Below are 18,287 nucleotides of genomic sequence, written 5' to 3'. Positions count from 1 at the left end.
AATAAAAAACGGCATCTATATGATGTCGTTTTTTATTATTGATTAAAGCTGCTATTTGGAACTTAAAAAATGCTTGCTAATTGGTTGTAAATATTTGCCATCAATGACGAGGCATTTTTCGGACATTTCATTTCTTTCATCTTGATTGTCTGTTTTAAAGAAATCTACCGATTGTGGGCAAAACACTTTGGTGTTGCCTAAATTCCAAGCAAAGTAGCCGTAAAGAGCGTTGGGGCTTATGCTATTAATATCATCATTAAGTTTTCTGCAACTCTTCATATTTTGATTTGTAAAAACATCTACTTGGCAATATTTACCCCAAAATACTGGTTCAAAATTATATTGATACTTTTTAATATCTTTTTCCGTTAAACCATTAATCGTATCTGATGTGGCATTGCCATTATGTATGAGATACCATGCTGAGTCTTGGGGTTTTTCTATGAATCTTATTTTATAAAGAGAAACTTCATAATTGCTAAAAGTAGAAACATAGAATAAATAAATTAACACAAACAAACCGCTCACAATATGAAAAATATAATCATATTTTTTGTTCTTATGGAAACCTTTAAAAGATAAATAAGAAAAAAATAAAGAAAGTGAAAAAATAATAATTGAAAGAATATAGAACAATATAAAAGTTTTAGTATTTTCCAGTACGCCCAATGTAGGAATAATGACAAATAAAAAATGTAAACACACAGGTAATATATGCAGCATAGCAATTGCAAGAACCCAAATACTATTTTCCCATATATTGTTTTTGTATAATTTATTTTGATTTAAAAAAACCAAACCATATGCTACATTAAAAATTATAAATGTAGCAGTTAAAAAATTTAGAATATAGACGTAGTATTTATCGAAAGAAATATTTAATATTAAATCAATAAAAAATATTATTGTAAAAATTATAATAAACCAGAACATGCTCCAATAAACAAACTTCGCATAGTAAATAACTTCTCTTTCTTTATTTTCATAAAAAAATATATTCTTTATAATTTTAGGCAATAGTTTAAAAAAATTTACAAATGATAATATCGATCTGAATAAAGAGAATGCTGACTTAATAGTATTCGAGATACATTTTATTGCATTTGCTAACCAAGGATTTGTACTAAGTAAATAATTTGCATTGCTTGACACACCATCTGGGAAGATTTCTTTTTGACTATTTGTATTTAAAAAATTACTAGAAATATGACTGAGTATTATATTTATAAAAAAAGGAGATAAAAAACCAAACAACAAAATAATGTAAAATATTATATATACTATAAAAATTGAGGCAGAAGCATTAGAGATTGAAATGTTATCAGGAAATAAAAATAGATGATTAATCTTTTTTAGATATAAGTAGACATTAATCCCCCCAATGATAATTCCAAGAACTGTTGCCAAGCTAGTGATTTTTACAAACAATCCCAACCACTTAGATGGATTGCCCACTAAAGAATCTTTAGAATTTTGACTACCAGACAACCCATCAATAATTCTCTGTAAATCATCTTTGGTCTTTTTAATACGCTCTAACAAATCATCTGAGGCTGAATTGATTTGAGATAGATTGACTTCTATTTCATCTAGTACTTGATGAATATTTTTTGAGTCCTGCCGTTCTTGCTCATTCTTATTCAAGATAACTACTCCACTACCAATACTATTTTTTATTTTTCGCCAGTCTTTGATTAATTTCTTTGGATTTTTTTAGAATTGTATCAAGGCGAGCAATGATATTATCAATATGCTCATTGTGAGCTTTTTGCTCAGCTTCAATTTCCTCTAGCTTTTTCTGTATTTTAGTAGCACTAGTAGGTTTTGATTTATTAAAAATACACATGATAAATTCCTCAATTATTCATAAATAAAGCCCAAGCAATTGAAATTGCCTGGGCTTTTAAATCAACCACCAATCTTCTTATATTTCATTCTCTTAGGTGTTGCGTCGGCACCGAGTTTTTCTTTACGCCATTTTTCATATTCGGTATAGTTACCATCAAAGAACTCTGGCGTTTCGTTTTCAAACGACAAAATGTGCGTACAAATACGGTCTAAGAACCAGCGGTCGTGCGACACCACCATGACCGTACCAGGGAATACTTGCACTGCATCTTCTAAGGCACGCAAGGTCTCCACGTCAAGGTCGTTGGACGGTTCGTCAAGCAGGATAACGTTCGCCCCTTGTTTTAGGGTTTTGGCAAGTTGCAAGCGGTTACGCTCACCGCCTGACAGACTGCCCACACGTTTTTGTTGGTCTTGACCCTTAAAGTTAAAGCGTCCGATATAGGCACGGCTTGGCGTGGTATACTCACCCACGGTAATCATATCAAGCCCGTCCGAGACTTCTTCCCACACGGTTTTGTTGTCGTCAAGCTCATCTCTGACCTGACCCACATAGGCGACTTTCACGCTCTCGCCCACTTCTACCTCTCCAGTATCGGGCTTGTCTTTGCCGGTAATCATATTAAACAAGGTCGTTTTACCTGCACCGTTTGGACCCACGATACCGACAATCGCCATCGGTGGCACGCTAAACGATAGGTTCTCATACAGTAGACGGTCGCCAAAGGATTTTGAGATGTTGTTAACTTCAATGACTTTATTACCCAAACGAGGTCCTGGTGGAATATAAATCTCCGCCGTCTCGTTACGCTGTTGGAACTCACGAGAGTTCATCTCTTCAAAGCGTTCAAGGCGAGATTTGGATTTGGTCTGCTGACCTTTTTGGTTTTTGCGAACCCACTCTAGCTCTTGCTTTAAGGCTTTGGCAAATGCCTCTTCTTGCTTTTGCTCTTGTTCTAGGCGTTTGTTCTTTTGTTCTAGCCATTCAGTGTAGTTGCCTTGGTAGGGGTAGCCATAGCCACGGTCAAGCTCCAAAATCCACTCAGCGACATTGTCAAGGAAATAACGGTCGTGGGTAATCGCCACAATTGTGCCAGAATAATCTTTTAAAAATCTCTCAAGCCACGCCACAGACTCTGCATCCAAGTGGTTGGTCGGCTCGTCAAGTAGGAGCATGTCAGGCTTGGATAGGAGCAGGCGGCACAGGGCAACACGGCGTTTTTCGCCCCCTGACAGCTTAGAAACATCAGCGTCCCACGGTGGCAAGCGTAATGCGTCCGCCGCCTTTTCAAGTTGGGTGTTTAGGTTGTGAGCATCCCACGCCTGAATGATGTCTTCCATTTTGCCTTGCTCGGCGGCAAGTTTGTCAAAATCGGCATCAGGCTCGGCATATTCGGCATAGATTTGGTTAAGGCGTTCTAGGGCATCAAGGGCTTCACGCACGCCGTCTTCTACATTGCCACGCACATCTTTGGTGAGGTCAAGTTGGGGTTCTTGGGGCAAATAGCCCACTTTAATGCCTGCTTGCGGACGAGCTTCCCCGCTAAATTCAGTATCCACGCCCGCCATAATGCGTAGCAAGGTGGATTTACCAGCACCGTTAAGACCCAACACGCCAATTTTGGCACCCGGGAAGAAAGAAAGCGAAATGTCCTTTAAAATCTCCCGTTTTGGCGGAATGATTTTGGACACTTTGTTCATCGTATAGATATATTGAGCCATAGCTATCCTTTAATGAAAATCTTGAGTTGTCAAAATTAAGAATTTAAGAATTATTGAAAAAATCAAATCTAACCCTTTATTATCGCACGCTTTGATGGTTTGAACAAGGGTAAAAAATCAAACAAACAAAGACCACGCCCACATAAATACCAACAATAATACACAAAATATAATAGAACCAATATATAAAAACCAAACAATTTTTCCAAATTTATAAACAATTTTATCTATTTTTCGTTGTTTTTAGATTTCTTGTAATTCTTGTTCGGTTAATACAGGGGGTGTCCATTCTATATATTTTCTAAATCCAACAACATAAGATTTGTAGAGTGGTTCTGTTTCATAATAAATTGTATATTCTATTCTATCGCCAATATTTAGCTCTTCTAGACATTTATCGGTCTCTAAGAATATTAACTCGCCTTCAAATAAATAATCATCTTTTACCCAGCCTGTATTTGTTTGATTATCCCAAGACATCAAAATACCAGAACTTTCATCAGGAAATGCCATATCCACTCCTTTTTATGATTTTGGCAAAATAAATTTGGCTAAAATGGTTGATGACAGTCCGCCAATTAGGGACAACGCTAAAACAATAAAAAATGCTGATAAAAATTCTAAAATTGCCTCGTCATTAAATTGCCTAATCATTCCCAAAATACCAATCATTAGCAAATAAATAAAAGTGGCTCCAAACCCTATCTAAAATGCCTTAAAATAATCCATGGCTTTAAGTATTTTTACTTTAAAATAAGCCAGCAGTATGCCCGTTAGCAATGCAAGGATAAATCCAATTACACAAATAAAAAATAAGATGATTAATGTACCCTCAATAGTTTTTGGGTCATCTATTCACATAAGTAAACCGATAATGATGAGCGGCGATCCACCCACCAATCCATCCAATAATGGATAAAGCGTGATGACTTTTAAAGTTGGATACTTGTTTTTTTTATTATTCATAAAATTATCCTTTTTATGATTTTAATGAAATCATCATTTTAACAATCATCACTCATTTTGCAAGAAGCAAATGCACATCGCACAGCTTAGCAGATTATCAAGCACTTTGCCAAACAAGCTCAATTTACCCACTTATCAAGCCAAAAAACAAGGGCAGCTTAAAACTGCCCTTGATTTGTTTTTATTTTTAACCGATAAAGCCTAATCGCTACACCCGCTCGACCGCAATGGCAAGCCCCATGCCACCACCGACACACAAGGTGGCGATGCCTTTTTGTTTATTTTGGGCGATAAGCTCATGGATGAGTGTGACCAAAACGCGGCAGCCTGATGCGCCGATGGGGTGTCCTAGGGCGATTGCACCGCCATTGACATTGACTTTCTCGCCATCAAGTCCAAGCTCCTTGGCGACGCCCAAAGCTTGAGCAGAAAAGGCTTCGTTGGCCTCGATCAAATCGACATCCGCCAAAGACCAGCCCGCCTTATCCAGTACGCTCTTGACCGCACCCACAGGACCCAGACCCATCACGGCAGGGTCGATGCCCGTCACCGTATAAGCCACGATTTTTACCAATGGCGTCAGATTATGCTTCTTGGCAGTGTCCGCTCCCATGAGCAGTACTGCCGCCGCTCCGTCGTTTAGCCCAGAAGCGTTGCCAGCAGTTACCGTACCGTCTTTTTTGAAGGCAGGTTTGAGCTTGGCAAGCCCTTCTAGGGTAGTGTTTGGCTTGATGTATTCATCCTTATCCACGACCACAGGCTCGCCCTTTCGCTGTGGCACAGACACAGGGACGATTTGGCTGACGAATTTGCCATCGGCTTGAGCCTTGGCTGCTTTAGTCTGTGAATGTAGAGCAAATTCATCTTGGGCAGCGCGATCGATGTCTAATTTTTCGGCGACATTTTCGGCGGTGATGCCCATGTGATAGCCATTGTACACATCGGTCAAGCCGTCCGCCACCATCGAGTCGGTTAATGTGCCATTGCCCATCTTGATGCCATCACGCAGATGCACAAAGTGTGGGCTTTGTGACATCGATTCTTGACCACCTGCGATGACGATGGTGGCATCGCCCGCTTTGATGGCTTGTACACCCATGTGCACCGCTTTTAGACCAGAGCCGCAGACGACATTGACGGTGGTCGCTGGCGTTTCGACAGGAAAACCTGCCAAAATCGCCGCCTGACGAGCAGGATTTTGTCCCACGCCTGTGGTGAGTACATTGCCCATGATCACCTCGCTGACGAGCGACTTATCCAGTCCCACATCATCCATCAGCCCCTCAATGACGCTCGCCCCAAGCTTAGGCGCAGACACGCTTGCCAATGAGCCCAAAAACGAGCCAATGGCAGTGCGTTTGGCAGACACGATCACAATATCAGTCATGATTTTTATCCTTATTTATCAATGCTTTATTCTATGAAATGACAAACTTGAGCATTACTGGCTGACAGTCACACCCGTCTTGTCCTGCAATTCCTCAAAGCTTACGCCATCGGCAAGCTCAACGAGTTTTAGTCCCGTGTCAGTCACATCAAGCACCGCCAAATCGGTAATGATGCGGTGTACGACTTTTTTACCTGTCAAAGGCAAATCGCAGTTTGGCTTGATTTTGAATGAGCCGTCTTTGGCGGTGTGCTCCATCAGCACGATGACCCGCTGCACGCCTGCCACCAAGTCCATCGCACCGCCCATGCCCTTGACCATCTTACCCGGGATCATCCAGTTGGCAAGATCGCCTTTTTCAGAAACTTCCATCGCCCCCAAAATCGCCAAATTGACCTTACCGCCACGGATCATCGCAAACGACTGCGATGAGCTAAAAAAGCTCGCCCCTGCTTTGGTCGTTACCGTCTGCTTGCCAGCGTTGATGAGATCAGGGTCAATGGTGTCTTCGGTCGGAAACTCGCCAATGCCCAAAAGTCCGTTTTCAGATTGCAAAAACACATCGACCCCGTCTGGGATATAATTGGCGACCAAAGTTGGCAAGCCAATGCCCAGATTGACATAAAAACCGTCCTGCAATTCTTTGGCAGCTCTTTGTGCCATTTGTTCTCTTGTCCAAGCCATTTTATTCTCCTTTTTAATTTGATTTAACGGTGCGCTGCTCAATGCGTTTTTCTGGATTGGCATTCACCACGATGCGGTGCACATAAATGCCAGGCAAATGAATGCTGTCAGGGTCAAGCTCGCCGATTTCCACCAGCTCTTCGACTTCCACCACGCAAATTTTGCCAGCGGTTGCCACATCGGGGTTAAAGTTACGGGCGGTTTTGTTAAAAATCAAATTGCCTGCCTTATCCGCCTTATCCGCCTTGACAAGCGACACATCGGCAACAAGCGAGCGCTCTAACACATAATCTCGCCCATCAAAGTCACGGATTTCTTTACCTTCCGACACTTGTGTGCCCACGCCTGTGGCAGTAAAAAATGCAGGAATGCCAGCACCGCCCGCCCGAAGTTTTTCGGCAAGCGTGCCTTGTGGGGTCAGTTCTACTTCCAATTCGCCTGACAAAAACTGGCGTTCAAATTCTTTGTTTTCGCCGACATAGGACGCAATCATTTTTTTGATTTGGCGAGTTTGCAAAAGTAGCCCCAAACCAAAATCGTCCACGCCTGCGTTATTGCTAATGCAAGTCAAGCCCTTGACACCACTGTCTCGCAACGCAGCAATTAGGCTTTCTGGAATGCCGCACAAGCCAAAACCGCCCACGGCGATGGTTTGATTATCCGCCACGATGTCCGCCAATGCAGACTGGGCATTGTCAAATACTTTTGAAGTCATAAAACACTCCTGTTAACTAAAAAAATTTAAACAAAAAATAAAAATCCGCCCGTAATAATCGCGCCCGACACCACCAAAATCACAAGGCAGTAGCCCATAATCGCTCGGGCATCAAGCCCTGCGATACCCAAAAGTGGCAACGCCCAAAACGGCTGAATCATATTTGTCCACGCATCACCCCATGCGATCGCCATTGCCGTAACAGACGGCTCAACGCCCAATTGTACGCCAGCAGGTATCATCACAGGCCCTTGCACGGCAAATTGCCCACCGCCTGACGGCACAAACACATTGACCAAGCCTGCACTCAAAAACGCCAGTACAGGGAAGGTCTCTTGGCTTGCGACGCTTACAAAAAACTCGCTGATTTGGGTGCCGATGGATACGCCGTCTGCATTGGCGCCCGTCATCAAACCCATAATACCGCCATAAAACGGAAACAAAATCACAATGCCCGTGATGCCGTTAATACCGCCGTCCACCGCCCGATAATAGCGTTCTAGCGAGCCGTGAGCCAAAAGCCCCACAAACAAAAACAGCCCGATGACGATGTTCAGCCCCAGATTCACGCCATTCGCTCCAAATTCACCGACATAATACAGCGCCGCCATCACCAACAGCAGCAGCATGATGATGCGACTGTCGTCGAGTTTTTGGGCAGGGGTGGTGCGGGGTGGCAATTCGTAAGTTTCGTCCTGAATTAATTTTGGGTTAATCAAGGTGGGATTTTTTGGGTGCATAAAGCGGTTCAAAATCGGAATGCTGATGAGCAAAATCCCCACAATCAAAAGATTATACCCCGAAAACAGCGTTTGCGATACAGGAATGGCTTCATTTAAAACCCCGCCGGACAATGTTTTTAGCGTATCACCACCCGAGCTTAAAGTCAAAGGCACAGAGCCCGACAGTCCGCCGTGCCAAACCAAGAACCCTGAATATGCAGATGCAATCAGTAGTGGATAATCCACATCTTTGACCTGTTTGGCGACAGCTTTGGCAAACACCGCGCCCACCACCAAACCAAAGCCCCAGTTGAGCCAACACCCAATCAAAGCGACCAATGTCACGACAACAATTGCCATGCTGGGCGTTTTGATAAAACTTGCCAATTTGGTTAAGCCTTTTTGGATGATGGGCGCATTGGCAAGGGCATAGCCTGTCACCAAAATGAGCGCCATCTGCATGGCAAAACCGTGCAATGACCACAGCCCCTGACCCCAGTGCGTTGCCAGCTGGATGGGCGATTGCCCTGTTAACAAAAGCCCTGCCAAAAACGCAATAAAGGTAAGTACCACCGAAAACACAAAAGGCGATGGCAAATAACGATTGACCAGTTTGACACTGACATTGGTGATGGCTTGTAGCATAATAAAATCCTTTTTATTGATTTGATCGCCCTTTTAGATCACCGCATTCCCCAGCCGTGACTGGCGATAAATGATTGCCCTGTAAAAACATTGGTTGGGAACGCTGATAAAAATAACGCAAGATCGCTAATGTCGCCTGTGGTGGTAAACTCGCCATCCACCGTTTGCCCAAGCATGATTTTTTTGACCACTTCTTCTTCACTGATACCCTTTTCACGGGCTTGCTCGGGGATTTGTTTTTCTACCAAAGGTGTCTTAACAAAACCAGGGCAAATAGTATGGCTGCGTACACCGTATTCCGCCCCTTCTTTTGCCAGTACTTTGCACAAGCCAAGTAACCCGTGCTTGGCGGTCACATAGGGGGCTTTTAGTACAGATGCCTCGTGCGAATGCACCGAACCCATATAAATCACCGTACCGCTTTTGTTGGCGTACATATATTTTAAGGCGGCTTGTGTGGTCAAAAACGCCCCGTCCAGATGAATGGCGAGCATTTTTTTCCAATCGGCAAATTTTAACTTATCAATCGGGTCAATGATTTGCACGCCTGCATTGGAAATCAAAATATCCACTTTATTGTCAAAGGCTTGGGCAAATTTATCCACCCCTGCCACCACTTCATTCTCATCGGCGACATTCATCAAAATGGCAAGTGCTTGACCGCCATTTGCCACAATCTCATCGGCAACCGCGGTGGCATTGTCAAGATTAATATCTGCCACGCCAACAATCGCCCCAGCATTGGCAAACGCCACCGCCATTGCCTTGCCAAGTCCAGACCCTGCCCCTGTGATTAGGGCGGTTTTGCCTGTTAAATTATAAGAAATGCTCATCGATTTTTCCTTTTTTAAATCAAATTTAATATCAAAATGCGGTGCGTAAGGTGCGCGCAACGCACCGTTTTTGGGTTGATTTTTTAATGGTGCGTGATACGCACCTTACCAACGGCCAAATGGTTGATTAACCTATTAAAACGACCCAAACATCGTACCTAGCGCAATGACGCTAATCGTTGCCACCCACGGCACACCGATGGTTACCGCTGCAATGTTCATATAAGCTTGTTTGTGATTGAGATGACAAATGGATAATAGCGTAATCACCGCCCCACAATGCGGCAGCGTATCAAAACCACCGGCCGCCATCACCGCCACACGGTGCAACAGTTCTGGGTCAATGTTATTTTCTACCGCCATTCTCAGATAATCCTCACCCAAAGTCTGCAAGGCAATCGACAAACCGCCCGATGATGAGCCTGTAATCCCCGCCAATGCGGTCATCGCCACCGCTTCAGAAATGAGTGGGTTATTGGGTGCAATAGACAACACGCTGTCTCGTATCACCGCAAAGCCTGCCAGTGCCGCAATCACCGCGCCATAACCGACCTCGGATGCGGTATTAAAAATCGGCAGCATTGAGCCGTAGACGCCTGTATTGACAGTGCCCTGCAGGCCTTTTAAGCGTTTTAGATTCAGTACCACCAGTACCGCACACGCCACCACAAGCGCAATGATGATAGACCAAATGCCAAGCTGCCCTTTGACCGCCAAATCAGGGAATTTTTCGGTCAAAAAGCCAAAATCCATATTTGGGAACACCATATAAGTCAAAATCGCATTGATGGCAATCACCAAAAACAGCGGCAAAATCGCCAAGCCAAATGGCATATCGCTGGTTACTAAGGCGTCTTTTGTACCATCATCGTGATTGCCATAGCCCTCACCCTTACTGCCTGCGATTTTGGCTTGACGCTTGAGCCACCACATTCCAAGCCCAAACATAATACCCGCGCCAATCAAGCCAAGACCAGGTGCAGCAAAGGCATTGGTGCCATAAAACGGGATCGGAATGGCGTTTTGAATGGCAGGCGTACCAGGTAGAGCGGTCATCGTGAAGGTAAATGAGCCAAGTGCGATACTGGCAGGAATCAGCCGTTTTGGAATGTTCGCCTCGCTAAACAGGCGTTTGGCAATCGGATAAATGGCGAACGCTACCACAAACAGCGACACACCACCATAAGTCAAGAGTGAGCAAACCAAAACCACCACAAGGATGGCGTGCTTTGCGCCCAGTTTTTGGGTGATGCCACCCGCAATAGAAGTTGCCGCGCCTGAGTCTGCCATCAGCTGACCAAACAGCGCACCAAGCAAAAAGATGGGGAAGAATTTGATGAGATAATTGCCCACCGCCGTCATAAAAGTGTCGGTATAAAACGGCATCAATGCCACGCCATCGCCAGAGAGCAGCACCGCAAGCATCGCCATAAGCGGCGCAATGAGCAGCACCGTCCAGCCACGATAGGCAAAATACATTAATAAAATCAAAGAAATGATAATTGCAAGCGTTCCAAACATAAAAAATCCTTTGAGTAATTATATATCTTTTAGTCCCACCGACTTAAAACCATCATCGCCCAATCTGGTCAAAAACCCTCTTGGGCGATGACATCTTAGCATTGAGATTTTGTATAATCAATCATTTCCCGGTGTATCAACATCCTTTATCTCTGATTCGATTGCCAGTTCTATTGCATACTTATCAACTCAACACATGTACCAGCCATAGTGCTAGCGATGGCATAAACACCAGCGCCACGATCCGAATCAGATCCGAACACAGAAATGGTAGCACACCTTTATAAGTTTCTTTCATTGGCACATCTTTGGCAAGGCTATTGATCACAAAAATATTCATGCCCACAGGCGGCGTGATCAATCCAATTTCAACCACCATCAAAGCAAGCACGCCGAACCAAATTGCTTTATCCGTTGGGTTTAATCCCCAAAAATCCATACCCATAATGATGGGAAAAAACACAGGAATGGTCAATAAAATCATGGATAAGCTGTCCATGACACAACCCAATACGACATAAATCAAAATCATCGCAAACAGCACTGTCAATGGTGCCATACCACTGCCCAGCACCCATTCCGCCAACGCAGCTGGCATTTGTGATAAAGCAAAGAATGCATTTAGCACATCAGCACCAATCAAAATCAAGAAAATCATTGCCGTTGACGAGGCGGTATCCAGTAAGGCTTGCATGAAACCTTCTTTGTTCAACTCTTTGGTTAAAAAAGCCAAAAGCCCCACCGCCACCGCACCGATCGCTGCCGCTTCGGTAGGCGTGAAAATACCGCCATAAATACCGCCAATCACTGTAACAAATACCGCTACCACAGGCCAAACGCCTTTTAATAACGAAAGTCTGTCCGCCCAATTCATATAAGGCATGGCAGGACCACTGTTTGGTACGACGCGCACATAAATGGCGATGGCAATCATATAGCCAAGCATGGCGATGATGCCAGGAATGAGCGCTGCCATAAACATGGATGCAACATTCTGCTCGGTTAATACCGCATAAATGACCAGCACCACCGACGGCGGAATCAAGATGCCCAGCGTACCACCTGCTGCCAAGGCCCCGGTAGAGAGTGCGTCAGAGTAGTTGGCGCGTTTTAATTCAGGTAAGGCGACTTGACCCATCGTCGCAGCCGTCGCAAGCGATGAACCACAAATCGCTCCAAACCCTGCGCACGCCCCCACCGCACTGATGGCAGCACCGCCACGATAATGCCCCAAAAAGGCATTAGTCGTCTGAAATAGACGCTTGGATAAGCCGCCACGAGACGCCAGATTGCCCATGAGCAAGAACAGCGGCACGACCGACAAGTCATACACTGAAAATCTGGCAAAGGGCATGCTTTTTAGGTAGTTGAGTAGGGGTATCCAACCTGCCAAGAGTCCATAACCCAGCGCCCCAGCCACCAGCATCGCCACGCCAATATGGATACGAAATACAAGTAAAAAGATGGTAAACGCACCCATCATCAAGCCAATGACCATTGAATCCATGATACTATCCTTTTTATCTATTACTTAGCTTCGTATCGCTTGAAAAATCGCCATGCCGTATAAAATGCCGTCAAAGCAAGCAAGAAAAATCCAGGCGCGATGGTGATGTGCGCCCACCATTCAGGCAATCCCAAAATCATGGTTTTTGTGCCATTTTTAAAAGCGGTGACAGCCCCAAAATAGCTTCGCCACATCAACACCAAAGCCACCATTGCGAGCAACACTGCCGCAAAAATATCCAAATATTTGCGCACCACGATGGGTGCTTTGATGGTAAAAAAATCGACAATGACATGGGCTTTTTTCATTTGAGCATATGGCAAAAAAGATGCAATCGCGAGTGCACAGCCAATCTGCACCAGCTCTACATCGCCTTTGATTGGCGTGTTAAATACTGCCCGACCAACGACGCTGGCCGTAGAAAGTAAGCAAATACCCACCAATATCGCCACCCCGCCAAATGCCGAAAGCTTTGACCAGCCCCACAAAAACCGCCCGAGTGCATCAGCCGGTCTATCGTCTTTAATTTCTAATTCAAATGAATCTGCCATGTCCACTCCATTGTTTTAATTAAGCACTCTTTATAAATATCAAGATTCATCTTGCCATGATCATCAATCTTTGACCATGGCAAGTCCAGCTTAACCAGCTCAGTTGGCAGCAATCAGCTCTTTGGCGCGATTTACCATCGCTTGAGCATCATAGCCCTTACCATTCATTTCATTGATCCAGTCTGTATAGACTTTTTGAGAAGCATTCTGAATGCGCTTAGTCTCGTCCGAACTGATGGTATTGATGGCATTGCCAGCATCAACCGCCTGCTGACGAGCATGACCCACCTCATCATCCCATGCCTTGCCTAGGCTTGCTGAGAATTCAGCGCCAGAGTTATTGTCAATGACTTTTTTAAGGTCATCAGGCAGACTGTCATATTTTTGTTTGTTCATGATGATGCTAAACAAAGTACTGTACAAGACGGGATCTGGACTGTTAATTTCAGAATGGTACTTGGTCATTTCATGCAGTTTGAGCGTCGGCACCACTTCCCACGGTAGGATATAGCCATCGATGACACCCTTAGACATGGACTCTGAAAGGCTTGGCATCGGCACGCTGACAGGCGTTGCACCCAGTGCTTCCAAAGTTTTGTTGGTTAGGCGTGTTGGAGCGCGCATTTTTAGACCCTTGAAATCTTCAAGCTTAGTGATGGGACGCACATTGTTGTGAATCTGCCCGCGATCATGCACGTTGAAGGCAAGCGGCTTGACATTTTCAAAGTCTTTTTGACCAAATTCTTCATACATTTGCCATGCTACACGGCTGCTTTTTTCACCATCAACTGTCATAAATGGCAGCTCCATCACTTCCATGCTCGGGAAGCGCCCTGCGGTATAGCCCGGCAAAGTCCAGACGATATCTGCCACACCATCAGTCACTTGGTCAATGAGCTGCGCTGGCGTACCACCCAACTGCATCGCAGGATAAAACTGACAACTTAGCTTGCCTGCTGACTCAGTGGCGATTTTTTCGCACCACGGTTCAAGCACTTTCTTTTGGCTCATCGCGGTCGCCGGCCAAAAATGCGCCACCTTCAAAACAACCTTGTCATCACCGCCGGCTGCCGGTGCAGAAGTGGCAATATCATCGGTGCAAGCGCTTAGAGCTAACATGGTCGCTGCCACTGCGGTCAATTTCATTTTCATGATTCTCTCCTTGTCATCAATAAAATTGGCAAATATACTTGTTCACGATTGAAGAATACAAAACAAACAAGTCGGTCTTGTTATTAAACGCATATTTACCCAAAAAATAAAATCGTTTTTTCCGAAGTATTTATACAAATTTACGATAAATTTTGCCAAATTTTATGATTAAAATTGAAAGCATTCAGTTTTAGCCATCAAGGAGTGATCAATGAAATCAATTTTTGTCAATAAAAACACCCTAGCCATCGCCGTAGGTGTGCTGTTATCAAACATTACCTTACAAGCCCAGGCCAACACAGCACCCAAACAGCCGAACATTTTGGTGATCATGGCGGATGACTTGGGCTGGTCGGACATCGAGCCTTATGGTTCTGAAATTCCCACCCCCTATCTTGATGAGCTTGCCAAACAAGGTGTAAGCTTTACCAGCTTTTTTGTTTCGCCCTATTCGTCGCCAAGCCGCGCCATGTTTTTGACAGGCGTTGATCCACACCAAGTAGGGCTTGGCAACATCTATGAACTAAACACCCCCGAGCAGTCCGCCTCTCCAAACTATGTCGGACATTTGACCGACAACAGCCTAACCATCGCCCAACGACTCAAACAAGCAGGCTACTACACGGTGCTGTCTGGCAAATGGCATCTTGGCAAGAAAATCGAGCATCAGCCCAATGCATGGGGTTTTGATGACTCTTTTGCCCTGCTCAACGGCGAGGCGAATAACTGGCGCTACCAAGACAAGGTAGATTCACCAGACGGGCGGGATTTGTACAGCCACAATGGAATTGATGCACAGTTGCCAGAAGGGGAATTTTCTACCGATTTTTATACCGATTATTTGCTAGAAAGCCTAAATAAAAAAGACGAACATCAGCCGTTTTTTGCCTTTTTGTCCTATACCGCACCACATTCACCCCTGCAAGCCCCTGATGCTTACATTCAAAAATACGAAGGCAAATATATGGACGGTCCACAAGCATTGGCAAATCAACGCCTAAAAAAACTAAAAGAGCTGGGTCTAGTCAATGAAAATGTCAAGCCGCACGAGCTCATCAATGTGCCAGACTGGGATAGCCTAAGCGATGATGCCAAAAAAGTCGAAGCCAAACGCATGCAGCTTTATGCAGCGATGATTGACAACATGGATCACAACATCGGTCGCGTCATCAATCATCTTAAGCAAACAGGACAATATGACAATACCATCATCTTTTTCCTATCGGACAATGGGGCGGCGGGAGCGTCTCGTGAAGCCTCACAAAAATGGGGTGGATGGATTAAAGAATCTCGCTTTAACGATTATGAAAATCTAGGTAAAGCCAGCAGCTATGTCTCCACAGGACCCAGCTGGGCACAGGCTTCCATGACACCATTCGCTCTATTCAAAGGCTACATGACCGATGGTGCCATTCGCTCACCCCTCATCATCTCAGGTAAAGGCATCTCACAAGGCGTGTCTGGCAAATACAGCACCATGGCAGACCTAGCCCCCACGATTTTGGATCTGGCAGGTGTTGATAAGACCACCCCTAACGACAAAACACCCATTCAAGGCATGACATTAATGGAGTCATTAGCCAGACCAAATAAGGACGCTGCGACACCTACAAAGCCCTATGTTTTTGAAATGCGTGGCGGACGACAAGTGCGTATGGGCAATTATAAGGCGACTTTCTTAGGTGCATTGCCCGCAGGCATCCCACCAGCAAAGCTGCCTGTGGGCAGATGGCGATTGTTTGACATCGTTAATGACCCAAGCGAGAGCACCGACATCTCAGACAAACACCCAGAGGTGCTAGAACAGATGATTGAGCTTTATGAAAAATATTCAGATGAAGCAAAAGTCATTGAGCTTAGTCCCATTCGCCCAAGCCTAGACAGTAAATAGCTGCGTGCCTTGACACTTCGATTACCGACCGAAAGCAGCACCTGATGTAGGCGGTCAGGGTGGATCTTCCACCCTGACCATCAATGATGATCTTACACCCTGCTTGCGATTTTTAGTATATTGACACATTGTACATTGATATCCTTTAAAGTCATTTATTGATTTAAAGTCATTTGTAGAACAACTGACATCATTGGATTAAAATCAGCCAAACCTTGATTTTGATTGTCAATCACAACATCAAAAAAACACTCTATGAGCCTTAGCACCCCAACCAAGACGAACGATAAATTCGCCTTTGCCTATCACGCCATGATCAAGCCCTCTGGTTCAGAGTGCAACATCGACTGCGAGTATTGTTTTTATCTGCATAAACAAGCGCTATTGACCCAGCCTAAGCACCCTCGCATGGACTTGGCAACGCTTGAAACACACATTAAACAATACATCGAAGCCCAAACCAGTGAAGAGGTGGTGTTTACTTGGCAAGGCGGTGAGCCCACCATTATGGGGCTGGATTTTTTTAAACAAGCCATTACCCTACAAAAACGCTACGCCAAACCCAACCAACACATTGTCAATGACTTACAAACCAATGGCTTGTTACTCGATGACGATTGGTGTGAGTTTTTAAAACAAGAAAATTTTTTGGTGGGCATCTCCATCGACGGCACCGCAGAATTGCACGACAAACTACGAAAAACCAAAAATCAAAAACCCACGCACGCCCTGGTCATGCGGGCGATTGACAAATTGCACGCTCATCAAGTCCCCTTTCACGCCTTGTGTGTGGTGAATAGTCACAATTCAAAAGAACCGCTCAAAGTTTATCGCTTTTTAAAAGATGTCGTGCGCCCCAGAATGATTCAATTTTTATCGGCAGTTGAGCCCACTCATTTCATCAAAAAACCCACCAATTATATTTTTAAATCCAGCACCCATTCTCATTCCATCGTTACCGATTGGTCGGTGTCGCCCCAACAGTGGGGAGAGTTTTTATGCGTGATTTGGCAAGAATGGCTTAAAAACGACTTTGGGCGAGTGTTTATCGATCAATTTGAAAACACCATCAGCCAAGCCTTAGGCTTTGGCGCACAAAAATGCACTACTGCGCCGATTTGCGGCAAGGCAGTTGCGATTGAACACGATGGCAGTCTGTACAGCTGCGATCATTTTGTTTATCCGCAGTACAAGCTGGGCAATATCCACCACACGCATCAAGGATCGCTTGTGTTTAGCAAACAGCAAGCCAGTTTTAGCTATGCCAAACATTTGAAATTACCGAACGATTGCAAACAATGCGACTATCTAAAACTGTGCTGGGGTGAATGTCCCAAAAACCGCTTTATCAATGACAGCACGGGTGAAGCTGGGTTAAATTATTTGTGCCAAGGGCTGAAAAAATTTTATCGGCAAGTCATCCACGACTTACCGATAATTCGTACCAAGCTGAGCCATTAGCTTTAAAATCACTCAAAATCCACCTGCTTTTCAGGGCTTGCTTTGACAAATGCATCCAGTTGATGGCAATTTTCCACCACTTTTAAAATATTGGGAAAACCTGCCAAATTTACCTTAAAACGCTTGGCATTATACACCTGCGGTATGAGACAAGCATCTGCCAAACTCAGCTCATCGCCAAAACAGTATTCTCCACCATGAATTTTTAATAAATTTTCCAAAGCGGTAAAATTAACCAAAATCCAATGAGCATACCAATTTTGTTTTTGCTCATCGCTGATTTTTAAATCATTTGCAAGATATTGCAACACCCTTAAATTATTTAAAGGATGCGTATCACAAGCAATGATATTGCACATCGACAAGACAATCGCCCTATTCGCATTGTCTTTTGGCAATAATGGCACACTTGGATATTCATTTTCCAAATAGTCCAAAATCGCCATTGATTGCGTGATGATGGTGCCATCATCAAGCTCCAAGGCAGGTATTAAACCGCTGGGGTTTTTATCTTTATAGCCATCTGACTTTTGTTCGCCTTTGACCAAATGAATGGGGATAATGTCATAAGGCAAGTTTTTCAGATTTAAAGCAATGCGCACTCGGTAACTTGCCGAACTTCTAAAATAAGAATAAAGCTTCATGGATTCTTCCTTTTAACAAAGAAAATAACCCCGTTAGC

At 44.3% G+C, this 18,287-nt stretch carries 16 protein-coding genes; 2 read left to right on the top strand and 14 right to left on the bottom strand.

Features of this window, described 5'->3' with window-relative positions; genetic code table 11:
- Nucleotides 1–51: 51 nt before the first annotated feature.
- From MBO_RS09550 to MBO_RS09490, 13 genes are all read right to left on the bottom strand, one after another.
- On the bottom strand, nt 52–1,644 hold the full coding sequence (locus MBO_RS09550; protein WP_036367138.1) for a hypothetical protein: 1,593 nt from the start codon (nt 1,642–1,644) through the stop codon (nt 52–54).
- Between the two features lie 22 nt (nt 1,645–1,666).
- The gene (locus MBO_RS09545; protein WP_036367134.1) at nt 1,667–1,846 is read right to left on the bottom strand and encodes a hypothetical protein; all 180 of its coding nucleotides are present in this window, start codon (nt 1,844–1,846) and stop codon (nt 1,667–1,669) included.
- Nucleotides 1,847–1,908: 62 nt separating this feature from the next.
- Nucleotides 1,909–3,570 (bottom strand): energy-dependent translational throttle protein EttA, encoded by a 1,662-nt coding sequence (gene ettA, locus MBO_RS09540; RefSeq protein WP_036367127.1) that lies wholly within the window; start codon nt 3,568–3,570, stop codon nt 1,909–1,911.
- Nucleotides 3,571–3,813: 243 nt separating this feature from the next.
- Nucleotides 3,814–4,083 carry a hypothetical protein gene (locus MBO_RS09535; RefSeq protein ID WP_036367124.1) on the bottom strand — a complete coding sequence of 90 codons (270 nt, stop codon included), beginning with the start codon at nt 4,081–4,083 and terminating at the stop codon, nt 3,814–3,816.
- A 661-nt stretch (nt 4,084–4,744) separates the two neighbouring features.
- Nucleotides 4,745–5,923 carry an acetyl-CoA C-acetyltransferase gene (locus MBO_RS09530; RefSeq protein WP_036367122.1) on the bottom strand — a complete coding sequence of 393 codons (1,179 nt, stop codon included), beginning with the start codon at nt 5,921–5,923 and terminating at the stop codon, nt 4,745–4,747.
- 54 nt (nt 5,924–5,977) lie between these two features.
- Nucleotides 5,978–6,607, bottom strand: coding sequence for a 3-oxoacid CoA-transferase subunit B (locus MBO_RS09525; protein WP_036367118.1), 630 nt, complete (start codon nt 6,605–6,607; stop codon nt 5,978–5,980).
- A 13-nt stretch (nt 6,608–6,620) separates the two neighbouring features.
- The gene (locus MBO_RS09520; RefSeq protein WP_036367115.1) at nt 6,621–7,322 is read right to left on the bottom strand and encodes a CoA transferase subunit A; all 702 of its coding nucleotides are present in this window, start codon (nt 7,320–7,322) and stop codon (nt 6,621–6,623) included.
- Nucleotides 7,323–7,348: 26 nt separating this feature from the next.
- Nucleotides 7,349–8,689, bottom strand: coding sequence for a short-chain fatty acid transporter (locus tag MBO_RS09515; RefSeq protein ID WP_036367111.1), 1,341 nt, complete (start codon nt 8,687–8,689; stop codon nt 7,349–7,351).
- Between the two features lie 38 nt (nt 8,690–8,727).
- A complete protein-coding gene (locus MBO_RS09510) occupies nt 8,728–9,522 on the bottom strand; it encodes a 3-hydroxybutyrate dehydrogenase (RefSeq protein ID WP_036367109.1) in 795 nt (264 codons plus the stop codon).
- A gap of 135 nt (nt 9,523–9,657) precedes the next feature.
- Complete coding sequence (locus tag MBO_RS09505) at nt 9,658–11,043, bottom strand: GntP family permease (RefSeq protein WP_036367105.1); 1,386 nt, start codon at nt 11,041–11,043, stop codon at nt 9,658–9,660.
- 184 nt (nt 11,044–11,227) lie between these two features.
- The gene (locus MBO_RS09500) at nt 11,228–12,550 is read right to left on the bottom strand and encodes a TRAP transporter large permease (RefSeq protein WP_036367100.1); all 1,323 of its coding nucleotides are present in this window, start codon (nt 12,548–12,550) and stop codon (nt 11,228–11,230) included.
- A 20-nt stretch (nt 12,551–12,570) separates the two neighbouring features.
- A complete protein-coding gene (locus MBO_RS09495; protein ID WP_036367097.1) occupies nt 12,571–13,101 on the bottom strand; it encodes a TRAP transporter small permease in 531 nt (176 codons plus the stop codon).
- 99 nt (nt 13,102–13,200) lie between these two features.
- A complete protein-coding gene (locus MBO_RS09490) occupies nt 13,201–14,253 on the bottom strand; it encodes a TRAP transporter substrate-binding protein (RefSeq protein ID WP_197972011.1) in 1,053 nt (350 codons plus the stop codon).
- Nucleotides 14,254–14,464: 211 nt separating this feature from the next.
- Here MBO_RS09490 and MBO_RS09485 point away from each other — a divergent pair, with 211 nt between their 5' ends.
- Both MBO_RS09485 and MBO_RS09480 read left to right on the top strand, forming a co-directional pair.
- Nucleotides 14,465–16,144 (top strand): arylsulfatase, encoded by a 1,680-nt coding sequence (locus tag MBO_RS09485; protein ID WP_052585431.1) that lies wholly within the window; start codon nt 14,465–14,467, stop codon nt 16,142–16,144.
- Between the two features lie 255 nt (nt 16,145–16,399).
- Complete coding sequence (locus MBO_RS09480; protein ID WP_052585430.1) at nt 16,400–17,605, top strand: anaerobic sulfatase maturase; 1,206 nt, start codon at nt 16,400–16,402, stop codon at nt 17,603–17,605.
- A gap of 8 nt (nt 17,606–17,613) precedes the next feature.
- On the opposite strand, the gene maiA is transcribed toward MBO_RS09480, so the two are convergent.
- A complete protein-coding gene (maiA, locus tag MBO_RS09475; RefSeq protein ID WP_036367092.1) occupies nt 17,614–18,249 on the bottom strand; it encodes a maleylacetoacetate isomerase in 636 nt (211 codons plus the stop codon).
- Nucleotides 18,250–18,287: the final 38 nt, after the last annotated feature.

The organism is Moraxella bovoculi 237 (genome assembly GCF_000696305.2).
GTDB classification, from domain to species: domain Bacteria; phylum Pseudomonadota; class Gammaproteobacteria; order Pseudomonadales; family Moraxellaceae; genus Moraxella; species Moraxella bovoculi.
Note: the sequence above shows the minus strand (reverse complement) of the source record. Positions and strands in the feature narration are given on the sequence as shown.